We start from the raw sequence: 17,013 nt of genomic DNA, 5'->3' as shown, positions 1-17,013 counted from the left end.
ACTTGTGAGGCCGCTCGCGGCCCGATAGCGTCACTGGATGGCGTTCCCGGACAGATTGCAACTGCCGCTGAGCTTCGACCCGGCCCGGCTGGCCTGCGACCTCGACGCCCTGGCCGCCGCGCCCTGGACCGCCCACTACGTCCAGCAGAACTACGAGGGCGACTGGAGCGTGATCCCGCTGCGCTGCGCGGCGGGCGAGACCCACCCGATCCGGATGATCTATTCGGACCCGACCGCCACGGCCTTTGTCGACACGCCGATGCTGGCGGCCTGTTCCTACTTCCAGGACGTCATCGCCGCCTTCGTCTGCGAGGTGCGCGCCGTGCGGCTGATGCGGTTGAGGCCGGGCTCGGTGATTAAGGCGCATACGGACCTGGACCTGGACATCGAGTCCGGCGCGGCCCGCATCCATGTGCCGGTGGTCACCAATCCCGATGTCGATTTCCAGCTCAATGGCTCGCGGATCGAAATGGCGGCGGGCCAGGCCTGGTACCTGCGCCTCAGCGACCCTCACGCCGTGGCCAATCGCGGAGCCGGCGACCGCGTGCACCTGGTGCTGGACCTGGTGGCGGACGACTGGCTGCGAGGGTTTTTCAAGCCTTCCGCCGGGGACATGCCCTTGCGGCGTGTCCCCTGACCGGGCGTCGAGCTGTCGATGGGGACATGCCGCAAGGGCATGTCCCCGACTCTACAGCCCCTCGTCCTCCAGGGCCTTGGTGGCGGTGTCGATCCGGGTCTGCAGCTCGCGCATGAATTCGCCGCGCTTGAGGCCGGCGGGGATCGGCGGCAGGTATTCGAAGACGATCGTGCCCGGCGGGCGCAGCCAGCCGCGCGGCCAGTGCACGCCGCAGTTCAGGGCCAGGGGCGTGACCGGCAGGTTCATCTCGCGGTACAGCGCCGCGATGCCGGGCTTGTAGTCGCCGGGGACGCCGACCTCGCCGCGCGTGCCTTCCGGGAAGATCACGACCTGGCGGGTCTCCCTCATGCGGTCGACCGCGTCGCGCACCAGCTTCTTCAGCGCCGCCGAATGGCCGTCGCGATCGACGACGATCATCCGGGCCTTCAGCCCGTGCCAGCCGAACAGCGGCACCATCAGCAATTCCTTCTTCATCACGAAGCAGGCGTCGGGCAGCAGGGCGAACTGGCTGAAGACGTCGAACATCGACTGGTGCTTGGCCGCCACCAGGGCCGGGCCGGTGGGCCGGTACGGCTCGCCGCGCACCTCGACCTTGATGTCGGCCAGCCAGCGCAGGGCCCAGATCAGGCCCTTGGACCAGGTCGACAGCGACCAGGTATTGGCGCGGCGCGGCAGGGGGTAGGTGACGATCATGCCGATCGCCCAGACCACCGACCATAGCCAGAAGAATAGCTGGAACAGGAACGAGCGCAGATAGATCAAGAGGCTTCCTTCGCCGGTTTCGGGTCGGCCTTGTCCTGGGGACCCAGCTTGAGGAACGCCTCGCGGCCCAGGATCGCCAGGTACTTGCAGTATTCCACGATCATCCGCCGCGCGCTCGTGCCGCCTTTCCACCAGCGGTGGGCGTTCAGGCTCTCGGTTACGACGGGGTAGGGGTGCAGAGTCACGTCGGGCATGGCCGCGTGCAGTTCCAGCATCGAGCGCGGCATGTGGTAGTCGGCCGTGACCACGATCAGGCTGTGATAGTCCTTGGCCTTGGCCCATTCGGCGCTTTCGCTGGCGTTCCCGATGGTGTCGGCGGCCGCGTAGCCCAGGTCGACGCAGCAGTCGTAGATCGGCCGCACCGCCTTGGTCACGCCCAGCACGTCGTCGCGCGAGGCCTCGCGGTTGACGCCCGAGATCAGCAGGCGCTTGCCCTTGCCGGCCTCCAGCAGCTTGGTCGCCTGTTCCAGCCGCACGTTCGAGGCCCCGGTCAGCACCACCACCCCGTCCGCCACGGGCGGTTCCTGGGCCGGGGTCGACTGGTCGACCCGGCTGGTGAAGGCCAGCAGGCCCACGAACCAGATCATCACCAGGATCAGCAGTGCGGCGAAGCTTTTCACGGCATGCCTCTCAACAGGCGCAGGGAGGCCGCGCGCGCGGCGATCCCGGCCACCAGCGCCGCCACCAGCGGGCAGGGCAGGGGCGCCAGGAGGTCGATCCAGGCCAGCGGCAGGACCGGCGTCAGGCCCTGGCCGCCCCCCACGAGCCGCGCCGCCGCCCCGATCATGGCCGCGCCCGCCCCGCCCAGCAAGCCGGCGAAGAAGGCCATGCCGGCGAAGCGGTTCTGGAACAGGTTGGCGATGAAGCCGTCCTCGGCCCCCGACAGGTGCAGCACCTCGACGATGTCATGACGCGCGGTCAGGGCGGCGCGGGTGGCGAACACGATCACGGCTCCCGCCGCCGTGGCGATCAGGCCGAACACGCCGATGGCCGCCCAGCCGGCCAGGCGCGCGGCGCGCTCGATGTCGGCGATCCAGCGGCTGTGGTCGTCGACCACGGCGTCGACATTGGCGTCCTTCAGCGCCTTGTTCAGCACCGCGGCCGTGGCGGGCGCCTTGGGGTCCAGGTCCAGGGTCACCAGGCGCGGCACGGGCAGGTCGGCGATCAGCGCTTCGCGGCCGATCCACGGTTCCAGCAGGGCTTCGGCCTTGTCCTTGGACAGGGCGCGGGCCTCGGTCACGCCCTTGACGCCCGACAGGGTCTCGGCGGCGCGGGCGGCGGCGCTGTCGGGGCTCTCGCTGGCGCGGGGGCGGACCACCACCGTGGCCGAGCCGGTCAGCTGGGCGGTCCAGCCGGTGGCGGCGCGGGTCGAGGCCAGGGCCGCCAGGGCCGTCAGGCAGGCCAGGAAGCACAGCACCGCGACCACGAACACCAGCGAGCCGTCGCGGGCGTCGCGCGGCGGAAGCAGCTGGCCCGGCTTCCAGCGGGCGACGGAGAAGGCGCTCATGCCTCGTCCTCCGCGTCGTCCTCGTCGTCATAGCCCCGGTCATAGTCGGGCTCCGGCGACGCGTCGGCGACATCGACCAGGCGGCCGTTCTCCAGGTGCAGGGTCGGGCGATTGGCGCGGGCGACCAGGTCCTCGTCATGGGTGGCGATCAGCACCGTGGTGCCCAGGCGGTTCAGCTCGACGAACAATCGCAGCAGGCGCAAGGACATGGCCGGGTCGACATTGCCGGTCGGCTCGTCGGCCAGCAGCACGTCGGGACGGTCGACCACGGCGCGGGCGATGGCCAGGCGCTGCTTCTCGCCGCCCGAGAGGGTGGCGGGCAGGGCGTGCATGCGCTCGCCCAGCCCCACCCATTGCAGCAGCTCGGCCACGTCGTCGCGATAGCTGGCCGGCTTGCGGCCGGCGATGCGCAGGGGCAGGGCGGCGTTGTCGAACACCGGCAGGTGGTCCAGCAGGCGAAAGTCCTGGAACACCACCCCGATCCGGCGCCGCACGAACGGCAGGTCCTCCGGCCGGGTCAGGCTGATGTCGCGGCCGAACAGCTCGACGCGGCCCCTTGACGCACGGTGGGCCAGGTAGATCAGCTTCAGAAGCGAACTCTTGCCCGCCCCCGACGGTCCGGTGAGGAAATGGAAAGACCCTGGGTGTAGGGTGAACCTGAGATCGCTGAGCGTTTCCGGCCCCCGTCCATACCGCATCGAGACCCCCTCGAAGCGCACGACGGGGACGGTGTCGCCATCCTGGACGTCTGCGGTGCGCAAGGGTGTGTCGCTGGGTCGTGTGGACATGGCTGGCAAAATCGGCGACCTCGTGTGTAGGAGCGGGGAGCGTCCGATTCGCGGCCATGATACTGACCTGTCCCGAGTGCGCCAGCCGCTATTTCGTCGATGACTCCAAGGTCGGCGCGGCTGGTCGTGTCGTGCGTTGCGCGGCCTGCGGGACCCGCTGGACGGCCCGCAACGAAGACGCCCTGGATCTGTTCGAAGAGCCCTCGGCCGCCGACCTGGCGGGCGAGCCGAACCTGACCGCCCTGGACGGCGCGGCCAATGCCGCCGATGATTTCGAGACCCCCGTCGACCAACTGCCGGGCGAGGAACTGCCCAAGGTGTTCCGGGCCCGCGCCGACGCCGAGCGCCGCCTGAAGGCGGCCAAGACGACGGGGATCATCTGGGGCGGCATGGTCGCCGTGATGGTGCTGATGCTGGTGGCCGCCGGGGTCTACAACATGAACATAGCCAGGCTCTGGCCGAGCACCGCCGGCGCCTACGCGTTCGTGAAGCTTCCCGTCAACACCGTCGGCCTGGTGGTCGAGGACCTGAAGGCCGAGCCCTCGATGCAGGACGGCCACGCCGCCATTACCATCACCGGCGTCATTCGCAACATCACCGACCACGCCGTGACCACGCCGCCGCTGCGGGTGGCTCTGCTGAACAAGCACGAGAAGCGGGTGGCCGGAAAGCTGGCCGCCGCCGCCGATCCGCTGATCCCGCCCAGCCAGACCCGGCACTTCTCGGTGACCCTGCTGGACCCGCCGCGCACCGCCAACACCCTGGAGATCGGCTTCGCCCTGGAGCCGGGCGCGGCCAAGCACGCCGGTCCCGCCGGCCATGTCGAGAAGGTCGCCAACCCGGAGGCCCCTTCGCTGCGGGGCGTCCAGGACCAGCCGGCCGAGCTGGCGGCGGGGGCGCCGCCGCCGATGGAAGACACGCAAGACACTGGACATGAGCCCCCGGGTCATGAGACCGGAGCGGTCGAACCGGCCCCGGCCGACCATCATTGACCCAGAAAACCTGACATGACCGATCGCGCCGCCCCCGAAGTCCTGATTTCCCAGGAAGAAATCGCCGAGCGGGTGGAAGCCCTGGCCCAGGTCATCGCCCCGCGCATCGACAACGACACCGTCGCCGTCTGCCTGCTGACCGGCGGTCTGTGGTTCGCCGCCGACCTGACCCGCGCCCTGTGGCGCGCCGGCCGCGACGTGCGTTTCGACGCCCTGTGGCTGGCCTCCTATCATGACGAGCGCAAGAGCTCGGGCCGTTGCGAGGTCCGCGCCGACCTGCAGCGCCCGCTGATCGGCCGCCGCGCCCTGGTGGTGGACGACGTGCTCGACACCGGCCTGTCGCTGGGCGAGGCCGCCCGCCTGGTCAAGGACGCCGGCGCCAGCGAGGTCCTGACCGCCGTCTTCGCCCGCAAGCCCTGGGACAAGCCGCGCATCGAGCCCGACTTCGTGGCCTGGGAAGCCCCGGCCCGCTACCTGGTCGGCTACGGCCTGGACGACGAGGGCAAGAGCCGGGGGCTGCCCTATATCGGGGCGATGGACTAGCGCAGCCAGTTCTCGATCGGCAGGCCTTCGATACGCGAGAACTCGCGCTCATTGTCGGTGACGAGAATGTGGTCGCTGGCCAGGGCGTGGGCGGCGATCAGCATGTCATTACCGCCGATTGGCTGGCCGGCCTTCTCCAGCTTTGTGCGAAGTTCGCCGTAGAGATGATCGGCTGGCGCTGTGAAGGGCAGGACTTCAATAGCCCCCAGAATGGTCTCGAGCTGGTGGGTCAGGCGTTCAGAGCCCTTCTTGGCCGCACCAAACCGAAGTTCTGCCGTCACTACAATGCTGGTTCGGACATGGCTCTCGCCGCACCGGCGGATTTGCTCGGCCACTCGGCCGGACGGGTTGCGAACCAAGTCCGACAGAATATTGGTGTCGAGCAGCCACCCCTGGCTCAAAGGTCGACGGGCTCCGGCTCAGGATCGTCGATCGCGCCGAAGTCGTCATCGATCGGCTGCAACGAAGCCAGGACCGCCAGCAAGGACCGCGGCGGGGCGGGTTCGAGGATCAGGCGGTCGCCGTCCTTGCGCAGGATCGCTTCGTCGCCAGGAAGCTCTAGCTCACGCGGAATCCGCACGGCCTGATTGCGGCCGTTGCGGAACAGCTTAACGTGCTTCTCATAGCCCATGGACGTATGCTCCGGCATAGGCCTTAGCATAGGCCAAATGGGCTCAAGCGCCAAACCCTGCCTAAACCCAGTCCGGCGTCACGTCCCGCGCCAGCATCTCCTCGTATGACGGCCGCGCGCGGATCACCGCGAACCGGTCGCCGTCGACCAGCACCTCGGGGACCAGGGGGCGGGTGTTGTACTCGCTGGCCATGGCCGCGCCGTAGGCCCCGGCCGACATGAAGGCCACCAGTTCGCCCGCCGCCAGCGGCGGCAACAGACGCTCACGGGTGAAAGTGTCGCCGGTCTCGCAGATCGGGCCGACCACGTCGTAGGTCGTCTCGCCGGCCCGTGGGATCACCGGGCGGATGTCGTGGAAGGCGTCGTACATGGCCGGGCGGATCAGGTCGTTCATGGCCGCGTCGATGACCAGGAAGCGCTTGCCCTCCGGCCGTTCGTGGACGTGGATCACCTCGCTGACCAGCACCCCGGCGTTGGCGGCGATCACCCGGCCGGGCTCGAAGGCCAGCTTGACGGGCAGGTCCTGGATCGCCTCGGCGACCATGACCGCGAACTCGGCCGGCGAGGGTGGTTCGGGCATGTCGAAATAGGGCACGCCCAGACCGCCGCCCAGGTCCAGGCGCTCGACGTGCAGGCCTTCGCCCAGCAGTTGCTCGACCAGGCCCCGCATCTTGGCGAAGGCCGCCCGCATCGGCGTCAGGTCGGTGATCTGGCTGCCGATGTGGCAGGCCACGCCGATCGGCTCAAGATGGGCGTGGTTGCTGGCGTTGGCGTAGAGGCGGGCGGCCTCGGCGAACGACACTCCGAACTTGTTCTCGGACTTGCCGGTGGCGATCTTGGCGTGGCCGCCGGCCGCGACGTCGGGATTGACCCGGAACGCCACCTTGGCCTTGACGCCCAACTCGGCGGCGACTTCGGCGATCAGGTTCAGCTCGGGCTCGGACTCGACGTTGATCTCGGCCACGCCGGCCCGCAGCGCGAAGGCGATCTCGCCGCGCTTCTTGCCCACGCCCGAAAATACGATCCGCTCGCCGGGGATGCCGGCGGCCAGGGCGCGGCGCACCTCGCCCTCCGACACCGTGTCGGCCCCGGCCCCCAGTTCGCCCAGCACCTTCAGCACCGCGACATTGGAATTGGCCTTCACCGCATAGGCGACCAGCGGATCGACGATCCCGGCGCCGACCAGGGCGTCGCGGAACACCGTGAAGTGCCGCTCCAGCGTGGCGCGGGAATAGACATAGACCGGCGTGCCGACCTCGGCCGCGATGCGCGCCAGCGGGACGCCTTCGCAGGCCAGGCCCTCGGGGCCGTATTCGAAATGGTTCACGTTGAATGCTTTCTAGGCGGCTGTTCGCCGATGCGCCTTGAGTCCTTCGAGGCCCTCCTGCGGAGGGCGCCCAGGATGAGGAACGCTGTACTGAATTCCTCATCCTGAGGTGCGAGCCTCAGGCGAGCCTCGAAGGACGCATGCGGTGGTCAGTTGCCCTGGGCGCTGGGGAAGCCGGCGCCGGAGGGGCCGCCGAACGGGTCGTGCGTGCCGGCCAGCGGCGCGGCCCGGGTCGTGCGGTTGCTCGAGGCCGGGTCGATGTTCTCCTGCGTGCCGTTGGCGCGGGCGGGCTGGTTGGCGGTGGCCGAGCCCTTGCGCCGTTCGGCCTCGTAGGCGGCCTTCTTCTGAGCGTTCCACAGTGGCGCGGGGCGTTCCAGCTCGGCCTGCTTGCCGCAGGCGGCCGCCGACAGGGCCACGGCGGCCAGGACGACGAGGGTGAGAGGGCGACGGATCATCCGAGCAGTTCCTTCCAACGCGCGATCTGGGCGCGAACCTGGGCGGGAGCGGTCCCGCCATAACTCATCCGGCTGGCCGCCGAGGCGGCCGGGGTCAGCACGGCGTAGACCGCGTCGGTGATCCGCGGCTCGATGGCCTGGAACTCCGCCAGCGACAGCTGCGCCAGGTCGAGACCCCGCGTCTCCGCCGCCTTGACGGCCGAGCCTGTCACGTGGTGGGCGTCACGGAAAGGCATGTTCAGCTCGCGGACCAGCCAGTCGGCCAGGTCCGTGGCCGTCGAGAAGCCCGCGCCGGCGGCGGCGGCCATCTTCTCGGTGTTCGGCGTCAGGTCCGACACCATGCCGGCCATGGCCAGCAAGCTCAGTTCGAGCGCGTCGAAGGCCTCGAAGGTCGGGACCTTGTCCTCCTGCATGTCCTTGGAATAGGCCAGCGGCAGGCCCTTCATCACCACGGTCAGGGTGGTCAGGCTGCCCAGGATCCGGCCGACCTTGGCGCGGATCAGCTCGGCGGCGTCGGGGTTCTTCTTCTGCGGCATGATCGAACTGCCGGTGGTGAAGGCGTCGGTCAGCTTGATGAAGCCGAACATCGGCGTCGTCCACAGCACGATCTCCTCGGCCAGGCGCGACAGGTGGGTGGCGGTGATCGAGGCGGCCGACAGGGCCTCCAGGGCGAAGTCGCGGGCCGAGACGCTGTCCAGCGAATTGGCGGTCGGCCGATCGAAGCCCAGCGATGCGGCGGTGGCGTGACGGTCGATCGGGAATGGCGAACCGGCCAGGGCCGCGGCGCCCAGCGGGCACTCGTTCATCCGGGCGCGCGCGTCGCGGAAGCGGCCGGCGTCGCGGCCGAACATCTCGACATAGGCCATCAGGTGGTGGCCGAAGGTCACCGGCTGGGCCGGCTGCAGGTGGGTGAAGCCCGGCATCAGGGCGTCGGCGTGGGCCTCGGCCTGGGCGACCAGCGCCTTTTGCAAAGCTTCCAGCTGGGCTGCAGAACGATCGCAGGCCTCGCGCACCCACAGGCGGAAGTCGACGGCCACCTGGTCGTTGCGCGAGCGGGCGGTGTGCAGCCGGCCGGCCGTCGGGCCGATCAGCTCGCGCAGCCGCGCCTCGATGTTCATGTGGATGTCTTCGTATTCGTCGCGGAACGGGAAGGGCCCGGCGATGATCTCGCCCTCGACCGCGTCGAGCCCCTTGAGGATTTCCTCGCCGTCCTCCCTTGCAATCACGCCTTGGCTGATCAACATCCGCGCATGGGCGCGGGAGCCCGCCAAGTCCTGCGCCCACAGGCGCTTGTCGAAGCCGATGCTGACATTGATCGCCTGCATCAGCTCCGCCGGCTTGGCCGAGAACCTGCCGCCCCACATGGCTTGGCCCTGGCCGTTCGCGGCGGGCTTATCAGAGGCGTTGTCGGTCATATGAGCGAATTCCAGTCGGACAGGGAAGAAGCCGCGCGCAAGCTCGGCCCGCTGAAGTGGGTGATCGGCGCCGTTCTGCTGATCGGCGTCGCGGCGGTTCTATACGTCATCGCTCAGGCTTCGTTCAAACCCGCAGGCGTGGTCGACCTCAAGGAATTCAAGAAAGCGTCCTTAGAGAAGCTGGACGTGCCGGCCCAGCCGCGCGCCGCGCCGCTGACGGTGTTCACCGATGGGGCTGGCAAGGAACTGACCCTGGCCGATTTCAAGGGCCAGGTGGTGGTCATGAACCTGTGGGCCACCTGGTGCGCGCCCTGCAAGAAGGAGATGCCCACCCTGGGCAAGCTGCAGGCCGCCTACGCCACCCAGCCGCTGAAGGTGCTGCCGATCAGCGTCGACAAGGACGTCGACCTGAACCTCGTCCAGGCCGAGATGGCCGCCAACCCGCCGCTGCAGGTCTATCGCGACAAGAACTACAAGATGTCGTTCGACCTGGAGCCGCGCGCCGCCGGCTATCCGACCACGGTCGTCTACGACAAGCAGGGCCGCGAGCGGGCGCGGATGTCGGGCGAGGCCGACTGGTCCAGCCCCGAGGCCCGCGGCCTGGTCGAGGCCCTCCTGCGCGAGCATTGAGGTCCCGGGCTGAAAAGAAACGCGGCGCACGTCGAAGGATATCGCTGTTTTTTGAATTGACCCCTCAACGATCGCGTGTCCACTCTGGCCTGCAATCCTGGATTTGGGCTGCCAACGCTACCCGGACGACTGAGATTGTTACCCGCCCGTTTGTCCGGGCATTGGCTCGGCATCTCTAGGAGACACGCCATGGCGACCGGCGTAGTGAAATGGTTCAACGGCACCAAGGGCTTCGGCTTCATCCAGCCCGATGACGGCGGCAAGGACGTGTTCGTCCACATCAGCGCCGTCGAACGCGCGGGCCTGCGCAGCCTGGACGAAGGCCAGAAGGTCAGCTTCGACACCGCCGAGGAGCGCGGCAAGATCGCGGCGAACAATCTGAAGCCGCTCTAGGCGCGCGGCCTTTCGTTCGATAGGCGAGCTTCGCGGGCGCCGGTTCCAACGAGCCGGCGCCCGTCCGCTATGGAAGATCTATGACCGTCGATCCCCGCCTTCTCGAAATCGTCGCCGACCGCGCCTGGCCGGCCCGCCAGAGCGGGGCGCTGGGCGGCTGGCGGCTGAACGCCTCGGACGGCTGGTCGCTGCGGATCAACGCCTGCTGGCCGCTGGGCGAGCCCGACCGGCCGATCGACGAGGCCATCGACGCGGCCGAGGCCTTCTACGCCGGGCGCGGCCTGCCCGCCCGCTTCAAGCTGTCGGACGGGGCGGTGGTCCCGGCCAACCTGTCCGAGCACCTGCGGGCCCGCGGCTACCGGCCCACCCACGGCACGGTGGTGATGGTGGGCGAGGCCTCCGGCGTGATCGCGGGCGCGACGGACGCGGCCGTGACCCTGTCCGACACGCCGGATCCGGCCTTCGAGGCGGTGCTGACCGCCAGCGCCGCCGGCAACGCCGCCGACGCCCGCGAGCGCCTGGACGCCCTGGGCCGCATCCCCGCGCCGGCCCGCTTCGCGCGGCTGGAGGTCGACGGCGAGGTCGCGTGCCTGGGGGCGACGGCGGTCGATGGCGAGTGGGCGGGGATCTTCGGCATGCGCACCTTGCCTGGTCATCGCCGCAAAGGCCTGGCCCGCCGGATCCTGGCGGCCCTGCTGGGCGAGGCCCAGGCGCTGGGCGCTCGCCGCGCCTACCTTCAGGTCGAGGCTGACAACGCTCCGGCCATCGGGCTCTACAGCGGCCTGGGGTTCGTGCCGGCCTATGGCTATCGGTATTGGGTGGTGGAGTAGGAGGGCCGGGACGCGCGTTCCTTCCGGATAGCTCAGTCGCGCCAATCAGATCCTGCCCTGTGGGGGAGGTGTCGGCGAAGCCGACGGTGGGGGGAGTGATCGGCAGGCGACCACAATCCGGATCGTCGATCCCAACACTCCCCCCACCCGCCTTCGGCCGCCTCCCCCACGGGGGAAGGACCATCCAACGGCGTCCGTAGGAGGCAAGTGATCCTGCTAGTTCAGGTCGAACTCGAACCGGTCGTGCTCGGGATGCAGGCAGCTCTGGTCGATCGGGGCGGTCGGGTCGGCCAGGAAGCCGCGGATCATCTTGCGGGCGCAGGCGCTGCCGCGCGAGACGCCGTGGGTGGTGTTGGGGACGATGCTCAGCTGGCCCTTGGGGAAGCGGCCGACGGCGGCCTTGGCCACGGCGGGCGGGCAGCCGGGGTCGATCTCGGCGGCCAGGAACAGGGTGGGGATCGGGCTGGAGATCGGCTGGGCCTCGACGGGATCCGGCGCGCCGACCGGATAGGCCTGGCAGACCTGGAACAGGCGGTCGAACGACTTCTCGGCCAGACGGCTGACCGGGTCGCGCTGGGCGCCCTTGCGGGTCGCCTCCCGGCTCTCGAACGGCAGTTCCTCCTTGCACAGGTGGGTGAAGAACTGGGCCTCGCGATAGCCCGCCCCGGCCCGGGTGTCGTCCAGGGCCGACAGGTCGCCGGCCGCGAACCTGGCCGCGGTGGCGGGCAGGGCGCGGGCGTCGGGGCCGCTGTAGGCGGCGTCCATCAGGAAACCACCCAGCAGGTCGGCGGTGTAGGTCTGGCCGTTCTGGACCACCGGCCCGGCCAGCAGCTTGGCCGCCACGCCATCCAGGTCGGCGCCGGGGTGCGGATATTTGGCGTTGCAGGCGGCGTCCTCGGCGCAGCGTTTGAAGATCACCTTCACCGCGTCCGAAATCATCTCCGGTCCGCCCTGCGCCCACTTGGCCTCCGGCGTCCAGGGCGAGTCCAGCACCACGGCGCGCACGCCGGTCGGGTCGTGCCTGACCACGTCCAGGGCGATGCGGGTGCCGTAGGAAACGCCGAACAGGTCGACCTGCTTGAGGCCCAGGGTCTTGCGCAGGTCCTGGATGTCCTTGACCACCTCCTCGGCGTTATAGCGCGACAGGTCGACGCCGGAGGCCTTCAGGCGCCGGCCGCAGGCGATCAGCTGCTGGGCGGCCGCGTCGCTCAGCGGACCCGCGTCGTTCAGGGCCACGCCGCCGCAGTCGAGGGTCGGCGAGGCCACCCCGCCGCCGCGCTGGTCGAAATAGATCCAGTCCTGGTCGACGGCGATCAATTCGCGGCCGGGCACGCCGCGCAGGGAGCGGCCGAGGGTCTCGACCACCCCGCCGCCGGGGCCGCCGTGCAGATAGATCACCGGGACCGCGCCGGGCCGGGGGGCGCTGGCCTTGACGATGGTCACCGGCAGGGCGACGCGGCGCGGGCTCGGCCCGCCCCGGGTCTCGTCGACGGTGAGCGTTCCGCACTGGATCTGGTTGGCCACGCCCGAATAGTCGCCCGCGCACGGGCCGGGCGTGAACTTCGGCTCGGCGGCCTGGGCGGCGCCGACGGCCAGGGCGAGGGCGGCGAGGGCGCCGGAAACGGCGGCGCCCCAGATCATCTTACGCATGTGAGTCCCATGGTGCTGAGGCTGGCAGTGAGCACGGCGGCGGGGAGGGGGCAAGGGCGGCCGAGGAGCGCGGCGCCGCCGCCTCAGTGGAAAGGATGGCGGGACACCCGGTCATAGGCCTGGCGCTTTACGGCGGCCCGGATGGCGCACCAAATCCCCGCCAGCAGACAAACGCCCCCGATGATCGCGCCGTTGACCCAGAACTGGATCGAAAAGCCGTCGCTTCCCCCGCGGGATGCGACCAGGAGGTGGACCAGGACGGGCGCGCCCATCACGCCGGCCGCGCCGCCCACGCCCTTGAGGAAGGCGACCCACGGGGCGTCCGGTTCCTTGAGTATCCGCCCCAACGCCCTTGTCCCGTAGCGGCCTTCCAGAGCCCGACCTTAGGCGGCGGAGAGCGGCCAGGCAACGCCACGCGCCTCCGGAACGGCGCCGGCCTGAAAAAGACGCGGGGCTATCAACAAGTTTACAAAACAAACAAGTTGATCCATGGTGCGGCCATCGCAACGGAGCCCGGCCATGCACGCGCCTCTGAAGTCCCTTCAAACCGTCATCCCGGCGGACGTCTCGGCCCGCAACGCGCCGATCGGCGCCGTGCGCGCCTTCCTGACCCTGCTGGTCGTCGCCCACCACGCGGTGCTGACCTACCACCCGTACGCGCCGGCCCCGAAGGCCTTCGCGGCCCCGCCGATCCTGTGGACCGCCTTTCCGGTGGTGGACCCGCAGCGGTTCGGAGGCTTCAGCCTGCTGACCCTGGTCAACGACCTGTTCTTCATGTCGCTGATGTTCCTGGTCTCGGGCCTGTTCGTCGCCGGCAGCCTCCGGGCCAAGGGCGCGGGCGGGTTCCTGCGGGGACGGGCGCTGCGGCTGGGCGCGCCGTTCGTGGTCGGGGCCGGGCTGCTGGCGCCCCTGGCCTATTATCCCGCCTGGCTGCAGTCGGGCGGCGCGCCGTCCCTGGCCGCCTATGCCAAGGCCTGGACCCACCTGCCGTTCTGGCCCAGCGGCCCGGCCTGGTTCCTGTGGGTGCTGCTGGCCTTCGCCGCGGTCGCCGCGGCGCTGGACCGCCTGTTTCCGGCTCTGGTCCCGGCGCTGGGCCGCTGGACCCAGGGCGCCGCCCGGCGGCCCGGCCGCGCTTTCCTGGTCCTGATCGCCGCCAGCGCCCTGGCCTATGTCCCGCTGAACATGGCGCTGCCGTTCGGCCACTGGACGATGGCGGGGCCGTTCCTGGTCCAGACCGGCCGCATCGGCCACTACCTGGTCTATTTCCTGGCCGGCCTGGCGTGCGGCGCGGCGGGCGTCGGCCAGGGCCTGACCGATCCGCAAGGGGCCCTGGCCCGCCGCTGGTGGGTTTGGCAGATCCTGCCGCTGCCGGCGGTGGCCGCGGCGGTCGCCACGTTCATCATCGCCTTCTCGCCCAACCCGCCGCCCAAGCCGGTGCTGGACGTGGCCGGCGGCCTGGCCTTCGTCCTGGCCTGCGCCAGCCTGTCGTTCGCGGTGCTGGCGGTGTTCCTGCGCTTCGTCCGCAAGACCGGTCCGGTCGGCGCCAGCCTGCAGGCCAACGCCTACGGCGTTTACCTGACCCACTACGTCTTCACCGCCTGGCTCTCGTGGCTGCTGCTGCCCCAGGTCTGGGGCGGGCTGGCCAAGGGGCTTGCGGTGTTCGGCGGGGCGATGGCGCTCAGCTGGCTGACGACCATGGCGCTGCGCCGCATGCCGCTGTTGGGACGAATCCTATGACCGGCCATGATGCCGCAACGAAGGGGGCCTTGCCCGTGAACCACGAGATCAAGTCGGTCCAGGACGACCTGGCGTTCCTGCGGACCATCGCCGAAGGCCGGTCGGGCGGCGGGATGGGCGTCGCGGGCGGCGCGCTCTACGGCTCGGCCGGGGTGCTCTACGGGATCCAGTGCCTGAGCTACTACCTCCAGGAGGCCGGGATCGTCCGCCTGTCGCCGACCGCCAACATCGTCATGGCCTGGGCGCCGACCTTGATCTTCCTGGTGCTGATGACGATCGTGATCATCATCGACCGCAAGCGGCCGGCGGTCGGGGTGACCAGCCGAGCCGTCAATTCCGCCTTCGCGGGCGCGGGGATCGCCAACCTGGCCCTGGTGCTGGTCTTCGCCAGCGCCGCCGAGCGCCACCACGACTTCCACTACTGGCTGTTCCACCCGGCCGTGGTCTTCGTGCTGCAGGGCGCGGTCTGGTACGTGATCTTCATGCTGCGCAGGCGCTGGTGGACGGCGCTGGTGGCCGCCGGCTGGCTGGTCTCGGGCGTGGCCCTGGGCATGCTGATCGAGCGCGCGGACCTCTATCTGCTGATCGCCGCCGCCAGCCTCTTCCTGCTGATGGCGGTCCCGGGCTTCGGGATGATGCGCCAGGCCCTGCGGGCCTCGGCGGCCTGACGAGCGTGACCGGCAAGTTCGACATCAGCGGATTGGACGACGTCATCCACGGCCGCGTGCGGCTGGGGATCGTCGCCTACCTGGCCAGCGCCGAGGTCGCCGACTTCACCGAGCTGAAGGCCCTGCTGGAGGTCACCCAGGGCAACCTGTCGGTCCACCTGCGCAAGCTGGAGGACGCCGGCTACGTGGCCATCGACAAGAGCTTCGTGGGCCGCAAGCCCCTGACCCGCGTGCGCCTGACCGACCTGGGCCGCGCGGCGTTCGCCGCCTATCTGAAGGCCATGGGTCAGCTGGTCGAGCAGGCGCGGGGCGGCGGGGCCTAGGGCCTTTGGGCATTGACGGTTCTGGGGCCGAATTCCTCGTCCTTCGACAGGCTCAGGATGAGGAATTCTACTGAACCGCCTCGCCAGCAGCCCTCATCTTGCCATTGGCCCTCATCCTGAGCCTGTCGAAGGACGAGGGCGGCGCACCGGCGCTAAACGCTTACTGTCCAGAGCGCCTAAAGCCCCATCTCCGCCCGCAACTGGGCCGGCGTCACGCCCGCCGCGCGCAGCTCGCGCAGCGTCTGGGCCCGGTCGCGCTTGGCGTAGCGCTTGCCGTCCGGACCGACCAGCAGGCGGTGGTGGCGGTAGGTCGGGGTCGGCAGGTCCAGCAGGGCCTGCAGCAGGCGCTGGATGTGGGCGGCCTCGAACAGGTCCTGGCCGCGGATCACGTGGGTGATCCCCTGCAGGGCGTCGTCCAGCACGACCGCCAGGTGATAGGCCACCCCGACATCCTTGCGGGCCAGGACGATGTCGCCGGCGGTTTCGGGACGGGCCCGCACCTGGCCGGTCTCGCCGTCTGGTCCGGCGCCCTCCTCGACGAAGCCCAGGCGGTCGAAGCCGCCCAGCGCGCGGCGGGCCGCGTCCAGCGACAGGCGCCAGGCGAAGGCCTCGCCCCGCGCCAGCCGCGCGGCCTCCTCGGCGGGCGCCAACGGACCGCCGGCGAAAGGCCGGGCCGGCTCGTGCGGCGCCCGGCCGATGTCCAGCTCCTTGCGGGTGCGGAAGCAGCGATAGACCAGGCCCCTGTCGCGCAAGGCGTCGATGGCCTGGTGATAGTCGGCCAGGTGCTCGGACTGGCGGCGGACGGGCTGTTCCCAGGCCAGGCCCAGCCAGGCCAGGTCCTCCAGGATCGCGGCCTCGAACTCCGGCCGGCTGCGGGTGGCGTCGATGTCCTCGATCCGCAGCACGAACCGGCCGCCGGCGGCCCGGGCGGCGTCGAAGGCGGTCAGGGCCGAGAAGGCGTGGCCGCGATGCAGATGGCCGGTCGGGGAGGGGGCGAAGCGGGTGGCGAAGCGCAAGCGGACCTAGGCCTGGTCGAGCTTGGCGAACATGCCCAGATGTTCGAACACCGCGCGCAGGAAGGCCTCCTCGCCGCCCAGGGCCTCCTTCAGGGCATCGAACTGCTTGAAGCTGGCCATCTCGGCCAGGCCGTGGGCGGCGCACCAGGCGGCGATGGTCGCCAGCTCCAGGTCGATCGGCGAGACCGTCCCGCCGCTGCGCTCGCCGATGGTGTTGCGCACCTGGCAATAGGCGCCTTCTTCCTTCATCTGCTCGGGCAAGGCGTCCTTGTCGCGCGAGCAGTCGTACATCACCCGATAGAGGGCGGGGTTCTCGCGGGCGAAGCGGACATAGGCCACGCCCAGGCCGGTCATCCGCTCCTTGCTGTCGACCGCCTTGCAGCGCGCCTCGGTCAGGGCCGTGTCCAGCGCCGCCCAGCCCTCGTGGGCGACGGCGTCCAGCAGTTCGCCCTTGTCCTTGAAGTGATGATAGGGCGCGGCCGGGCTGACGCCCGCCTCCCGCGCCACCGCCCGCAGCGACAGCGCCGCCGGGCCCTCGGTCTCGAGGATGCGGCGCGCCGCCTCGACCAGGGCGCGGCTGAGGTCGCCGTGGTGGTAGGGGCGGGCTTCGGAGGCGGCGGTCTGTGTCATCTCGGACACTGTAACCGTTCCCGTTCAAAAATCCATCCTAACGGCGTCAAGATTATCTTGACGCCGTTAGGATTGGTGT

General features: G+C 70.1%; 22 protein-coding genes. 9 read left to right on the top strand and 13 right to left on the bottom strand.

All coding sequences use genetic code 11. From position 1 onward, the window contains the following. Positions 1-37: 37 nt before the first annotated feature. A complete protein-coding gene (locus ASD47_RS13325) occupies positions 38-637 on the top strand; it encodes an aspartyl/asparaginyl beta-hydroxylase domain-containing protein (RefSeq protein ID WP_056757137.1) in 600 nt (199 codons plus the stop codon). A 51-nt stretch (positions 638-688) separates the two neighbouring features. Here the strand turns inward: ASD47_RS13325 and ASD47_RS13320 are convergent, their stop codons facing one another. The 4 genes from ASD47_RS13320 to ftsE are packed head-to-tail and all read right to left on the bottom strand — an operon-like array spanning position 689 to position 3,694. After that, positions 689-1,399, bottom strand: a complete 711-nt coding sequence (locus ASD47_RS13320) for a 1-acyl-sn-glycerol-3-phosphate acyltransferase (protein WP_056757134.1) — start codon at positions 1,397-1,399, stop codon at positions 689-691. After that, positions 1,396-2,019, bottom strand: coding sequence for a YdcF family protein (locus tag ASD47_RS13315; protein WP_056757130.1), 624 nt, complete (start codon positions 2,017-2,019; stop codon positions 1,396-1,398). The genes ASD47_RS13320 and ASD47_RS13315 overlap by 4 nt, the downstream gene beginning before the upstream one ends. Continuing rightward, positions 2,016-2,906, bottom strand: a complete 891-nt coding sequence (locus tag ASD47_RS13310) for an ABC transporter permease (RefSeq protein WP_056757128.1) — start codon at positions 2,904-2,906, stop codon at positions 2,016-2,018. The genes ASD47_RS13315 and ASD47_RS13310 overlap by 4 nt, the downstream gene beginning before the upstream one ends. Next, a complete protein-coding gene (gene ftsE, locus ASD47_RS13305) occupies positions 2,903-3,694 on the bottom strand; it encodes a cell division ATP-binding protein FtsE (protein WP_082564608.1) in 792 nt (263 codons plus the stop codon). The genes ASD47_RS13310 and ftsE overlap by 4 nt, the downstream gene beginning before the upstream one ends. Positions 3,695-3,750: 56 nt before the next feature. On the opposite strand from ftsE, the gene ASD47_RS13300 reads away from it, so the two are divergent. Both ASD47_RS13300 and ASD47_RS13295 read left to right on the top strand, forming a co-directional pair. After that, positions 3,751-4,686, top strand: a complete 936-nt coding sequence (locus tag ASD47_RS13300; RefSeq protein WP_156402240.1) for an MJ0042-type zinc finger domain-containing protein — start codon at positions 3,751-3,753, stop codon at positions 4,684-4,686. A gap of 15 nt (positions 4,687-4,701) precedes the next feature. Further along, positions 4,702-5,229: a phosphoribosyltransferase gene (locus ASD47_RS13295; RefSeq protein WP_056757121.1), complete on the top strand. Its 528-nt coding sequence runs from the start codon at positions 4,702-4,704 to the stop codon at positions 5,227-5,229. On the opposite strand, the gene ASD47_RS13290 is transcribed toward ASD47_RS13295, so the two are convergent. From ASD47_RS13290 to argH, 5 genes are all read right to left on the bottom strand, one after another. After that, on the bottom strand, positions 5,226-5,630 hold the full coding sequence (locus tag ASD47_RS13290) for a type II toxin-antitoxin system VapC family toxin (protein WP_056757118.1): 405 nt from the start codon (positions 5,628-5,630) through the stop codon (positions 5,226-5,228). The genes ASD47_RS13295 and ASD47_RS13290 overlap by 4 nt on opposite strands. After that, positions 5,627-5,860 (bottom strand): antitoxin, encoded by a 234-nt coding sequence (locus ASD47_RS13285; protein WP_056757115.1) that lies wholly within the window; start codon positions 5,858-5,860, stop codon positions 5,627-5,629. The genes ASD47_RS13290 and ASD47_RS13285 overlap by 4 nt, the downstream gene beginning before the upstream one ends. A 61-nt stretch (positions 5,861-5,921) precedes the next feature. Then, on the bottom strand, positions 5,922-7,187 hold the full coding sequence (gene lysA, locus ASD47_RS13280; protein WP_056757112.1) for a diaminopimelate decarboxylase: 1,266 nt from the start codon (positions 7,185-7,187) through the stop codon (positions 5,922-5,924). Positions 7,188-7,336: 149 nt separating this feature from the next. Further along, positions 7,337-7,642: a hypothetical protein gene (locus tag ASD47_RS13275; protein ID WP_162251643.1), complete on the bottom strand. Its 306-nt coding sequence runs from the start codon at positions 7,640-7,642 to the stop codon at positions 7,337-7,339. After that, a complete protein-coding gene (argH, locus tag ASD47_RS13270; protein ID WP_156402239.1) occupies positions 7,639-9,057 on the bottom strand; it encodes an argininosuccinate lyase in 1,419 nt (472 codons plus the stop codon). Before argH ends, ASD47_RS13275 begins: the two co-directional genes overlap by 4 nt. Here argH and ASD47_RS13265 point away from each other — a divergent pair, their 5' ends adjacent. From ASD47_RS13265 to ASD47_RS13255, 3 genes are all read left to right on the top strand, one after another. Further along, a complete protein-coding gene (locus tag ASD47_RS13265) occupies positions 9,058-9,687 on the top strand; it encodes a TlpA disulfide reductase family protein (RefSeq protein WP_056757105.1) in 630 nt (209 codons plus the stop codon). Between the two features lie 189 nt (positions 9,688-9,876). Beyond that, positions 9,877-10,080: a cold-shock protein gene (locus ASD47_RS13260; protein WP_056723728.1), complete on the top strand. Its 204-nt coding sequence runs from the start codon at positions 9,877-9,879 to the stop codon at positions 10,078-10,080. 80 nt (positions 10,081-10,160) lie between these two features. Beyond that, positions 10,161-10,910 carry a GNAT family N-acetyltransferase gene (locus tag ASD47_RS13255; protein ID WP_056757103.1) on the top strand — a complete coding sequence of 250 codons (750 nt, stop codon included), beginning with the start codon at positions 10,161-10,163 and terminating at the stop codon, positions 10,908-10,910. A gap of 216 nt (positions 10,911-11,126) precedes the next feature. On the opposite strand, the gene ASD47_RS13250 is transcribed toward ASD47_RS13255, so the two are convergent. Together ASD47_RS13250 and ASD47_RS13245 are read right to left on the bottom strand one after the other, a co-directional pair. Next, positions 11,127-12,560 carry an alpha/beta hydrolase gene (locus ASD47_RS13250; protein WP_056757100.1) on the bottom strand — a complete coding sequence of 478 codons (1,434 nt, stop codon included), beginning with the start codon at positions 12,558-12,560 and terminating at the stop codon, positions 11,127-11,129. An 83-nt stretch (positions 12,561-12,643) separates the two neighbouring features. After that, positions 12,644-12,907 (bottom strand): hypothetical protein, encoded by a 264-nt coding sequence (locus ASD47_RS13245; RefSeq protein WP_056757096.1) that lies wholly within the window; start codon positions 12,905-12,907, stop codon positions 12,644-12,646. 172 nt (positions 12,908-13,079) lie between these two features. Here ASD47_RS13245 and ASD47_RS13240 point away from each other — a divergent pair, with 172 nt between their 5' ends. The 3 genes from ASD47_RS13240 to ASD47_RS13230 are packed head-to-tail and all read left to right on the top strand — an operon-like array spanning position 13,080 to position 15,288. After that, entirely contained in the window at positions 13,080-14,297 is a 1,218-nt protein-coding gene (locus tag ASD47_RS13240) for an acyltransferase (protein WP_156402238.1), read from the top strand. Further along, on the top strand, positions 14,294-14,965 hold the full coding sequence (locus ASD47_RS13235; RefSeq protein ID WP_056757090.1) for a hypothetical protein: 672 nt from the start codon (positions 14,294-14,296) through the stop codon (positions 14,963-14,965). The genes ASD47_RS13240 and ASD47_RS13235 overlap by 4 nt, the downstream gene beginning before the upstream one ends. A gap of 5 nt (positions 14,966-14,970) precedes the next feature. Continuing rightward, positions 14,971-15,288 carry a transcriptional regulator gene (locus ASD47_RS13230; protein WP_056757087.1) on the top strand — a complete coding sequence of 106 codons (318 nt, stop codon included), beginning with the start codon at positions 14,971-14,973 and terminating at the stop codon, positions 15,286-15,288. 176 nt (positions 15,289-15,464) lie between these two features. Here ASD47_RS13230 and gluQRS read toward each other — a convergent pair whose 3' ends face one another. Together gluQRS and ASD47_RS13220 are read right to left on the bottom strand one after the other, a co-directional pair. Then, complete coding sequence (gene gluQRS / locus ASD47_RS13225; RefSeq protein ID WP_056757085.1) at positions 15,465-16,304, bottom strand: tRNA glutamyl-Q(34) synthetase GluQRS; 840 nt, start codon at positions 16,302-16,304, stop codon at positions 15,465-15,467. Between the two features lie 6 nt (positions 16,305-16,310). Then, positions 16,311-16,934 (bottom strand): TetR/AcrR family transcriptional regulator, encoded by a 624-nt coding sequence (locus ASD47_RS13220; protein WP_056757082.1) that lies wholly within the window; start codon positions 16,932-16,934, stop codon positions 16,311-16,313. Positions 16,935-17,013 lie beyond the last annotated feature (79 nt).

The organism is Caulobacter sp. Root1472 (genome assembly GCF_001426985.1).
GTDB lineage: Bacteria > Pseudomonadota > Alphaproteobacteria > Caulobacterales > Caulobacteraceae > Caulobacter > Caulobacter rhizosphaerae.
This window is presented reverse-complemented; position numbering and strand designations above follow the sequence as displayed.

Bases quoted from the DNA above. Each gene is read 5' to 3' on its own strand.
- ASD47_RS13325 (WP_056757137.1), top strand. From the start codon at position 38: ATGGCGTTCCCGGACAGATTGCAACTGCCGCTGAGCTTCGACCCGGCC.
- ASD47_RS13310 (WP_056757128.1), bottom strand. From the start codon at position 2,906: ATGAGCGCCTTCTCCGTCGCCCGCTGGAAGCCGGGCCAGCTGCTTCCG.
- ftsE (WP_082564608.1), bottom strand. From the start codon at position 3,694: ATGTCCACACGACCCAGCGACACACCCTTGCGCACCGCAGACGTCCAG.
- ASD47_RS13300 (WP_156402240.1), top strand. From the start codon at position 3,751: ATGATACTGACCTGTCCCGAGTGCGCCAGCCGCTATTTCGTCGATGAC.
- ASD47_RS13295 (WP_056757121.1), top strand. From the start codon at position 4,702: ATGACCGATCGCGCCGCCCCCGAAGTCCTGATTTCCCAGGAAGAAATC.
- ASD47_RS13285 (WP_056757115.1), bottom strand. From the start codon at position 5,860: ATGGGCTATGAGAAGCACGTTAAGCTGTTCCGCAACGGCCGCAATCAG.
- ASD47_RS13275 (WP_162251643.1), bottom strand. From the start codon at position 7,642: ATGATCCGTCGCCCTCTCACCCTCGTCGTCCTGGCCGCCGTGGCCCTG.
- argH (WP_156402239.1), bottom strand. From the start codon at position 9,057: ATGACCGACAACGCCTCTGATAAGCCCGCCGCGAACGGCCAGGGCCAA.
- ASD47_RS13265 (WP_056757105.1), top strand. From the start codon at position 9,058: ATGAGCGAATTCCAGTCGGACAGGGAAGAAGCCGCGCGCAAGCTCGGC.
- ASD47_RS13260 (WP_056723728.1), top strand. From the start codon at position 9,877: ATGGCGACCGGCGTAGTGAAATGGTTCAACGGCACCAAGGGCTTCGGC.
- ASD47_RS13255 (WP_056757103.1), top strand. From the start codon at position 10,161: ATGACCGTCGATCCCCGCCTTCTCGAAATCGTCGCCGACCGCGCCTGG.
- ASD47_RS13250 (WP_056757100.1), bottom strand. From the start codon at position 12,560: ATGCGTAAGATGATCTGGGGCGCCGCCGTTTCCGGCGCCCTCGCCGCC.
- ASD47_RS13240 (WP_156402238.1), top strand. From the start codon at position 13,080: ATGCACGCGCCTCTGAAGTCCCTTCAAACCGTCATCCCGGCGGACGTC.
- ASD47_RS13235 (WP_056757090.1), top strand. From the start codon at position 14,294: ATGACCGGCCATGATGCCGCAACGAAGGGGGCCTTGCCCGTGAACCAC.
- ASD47_RS13220 (WP_056757082.1), bottom strand. From the start codon at position 16,934: ATGACACAGACCGCCGCCTCCGAAGCCCGCCCCTACCACCACGGCGAC.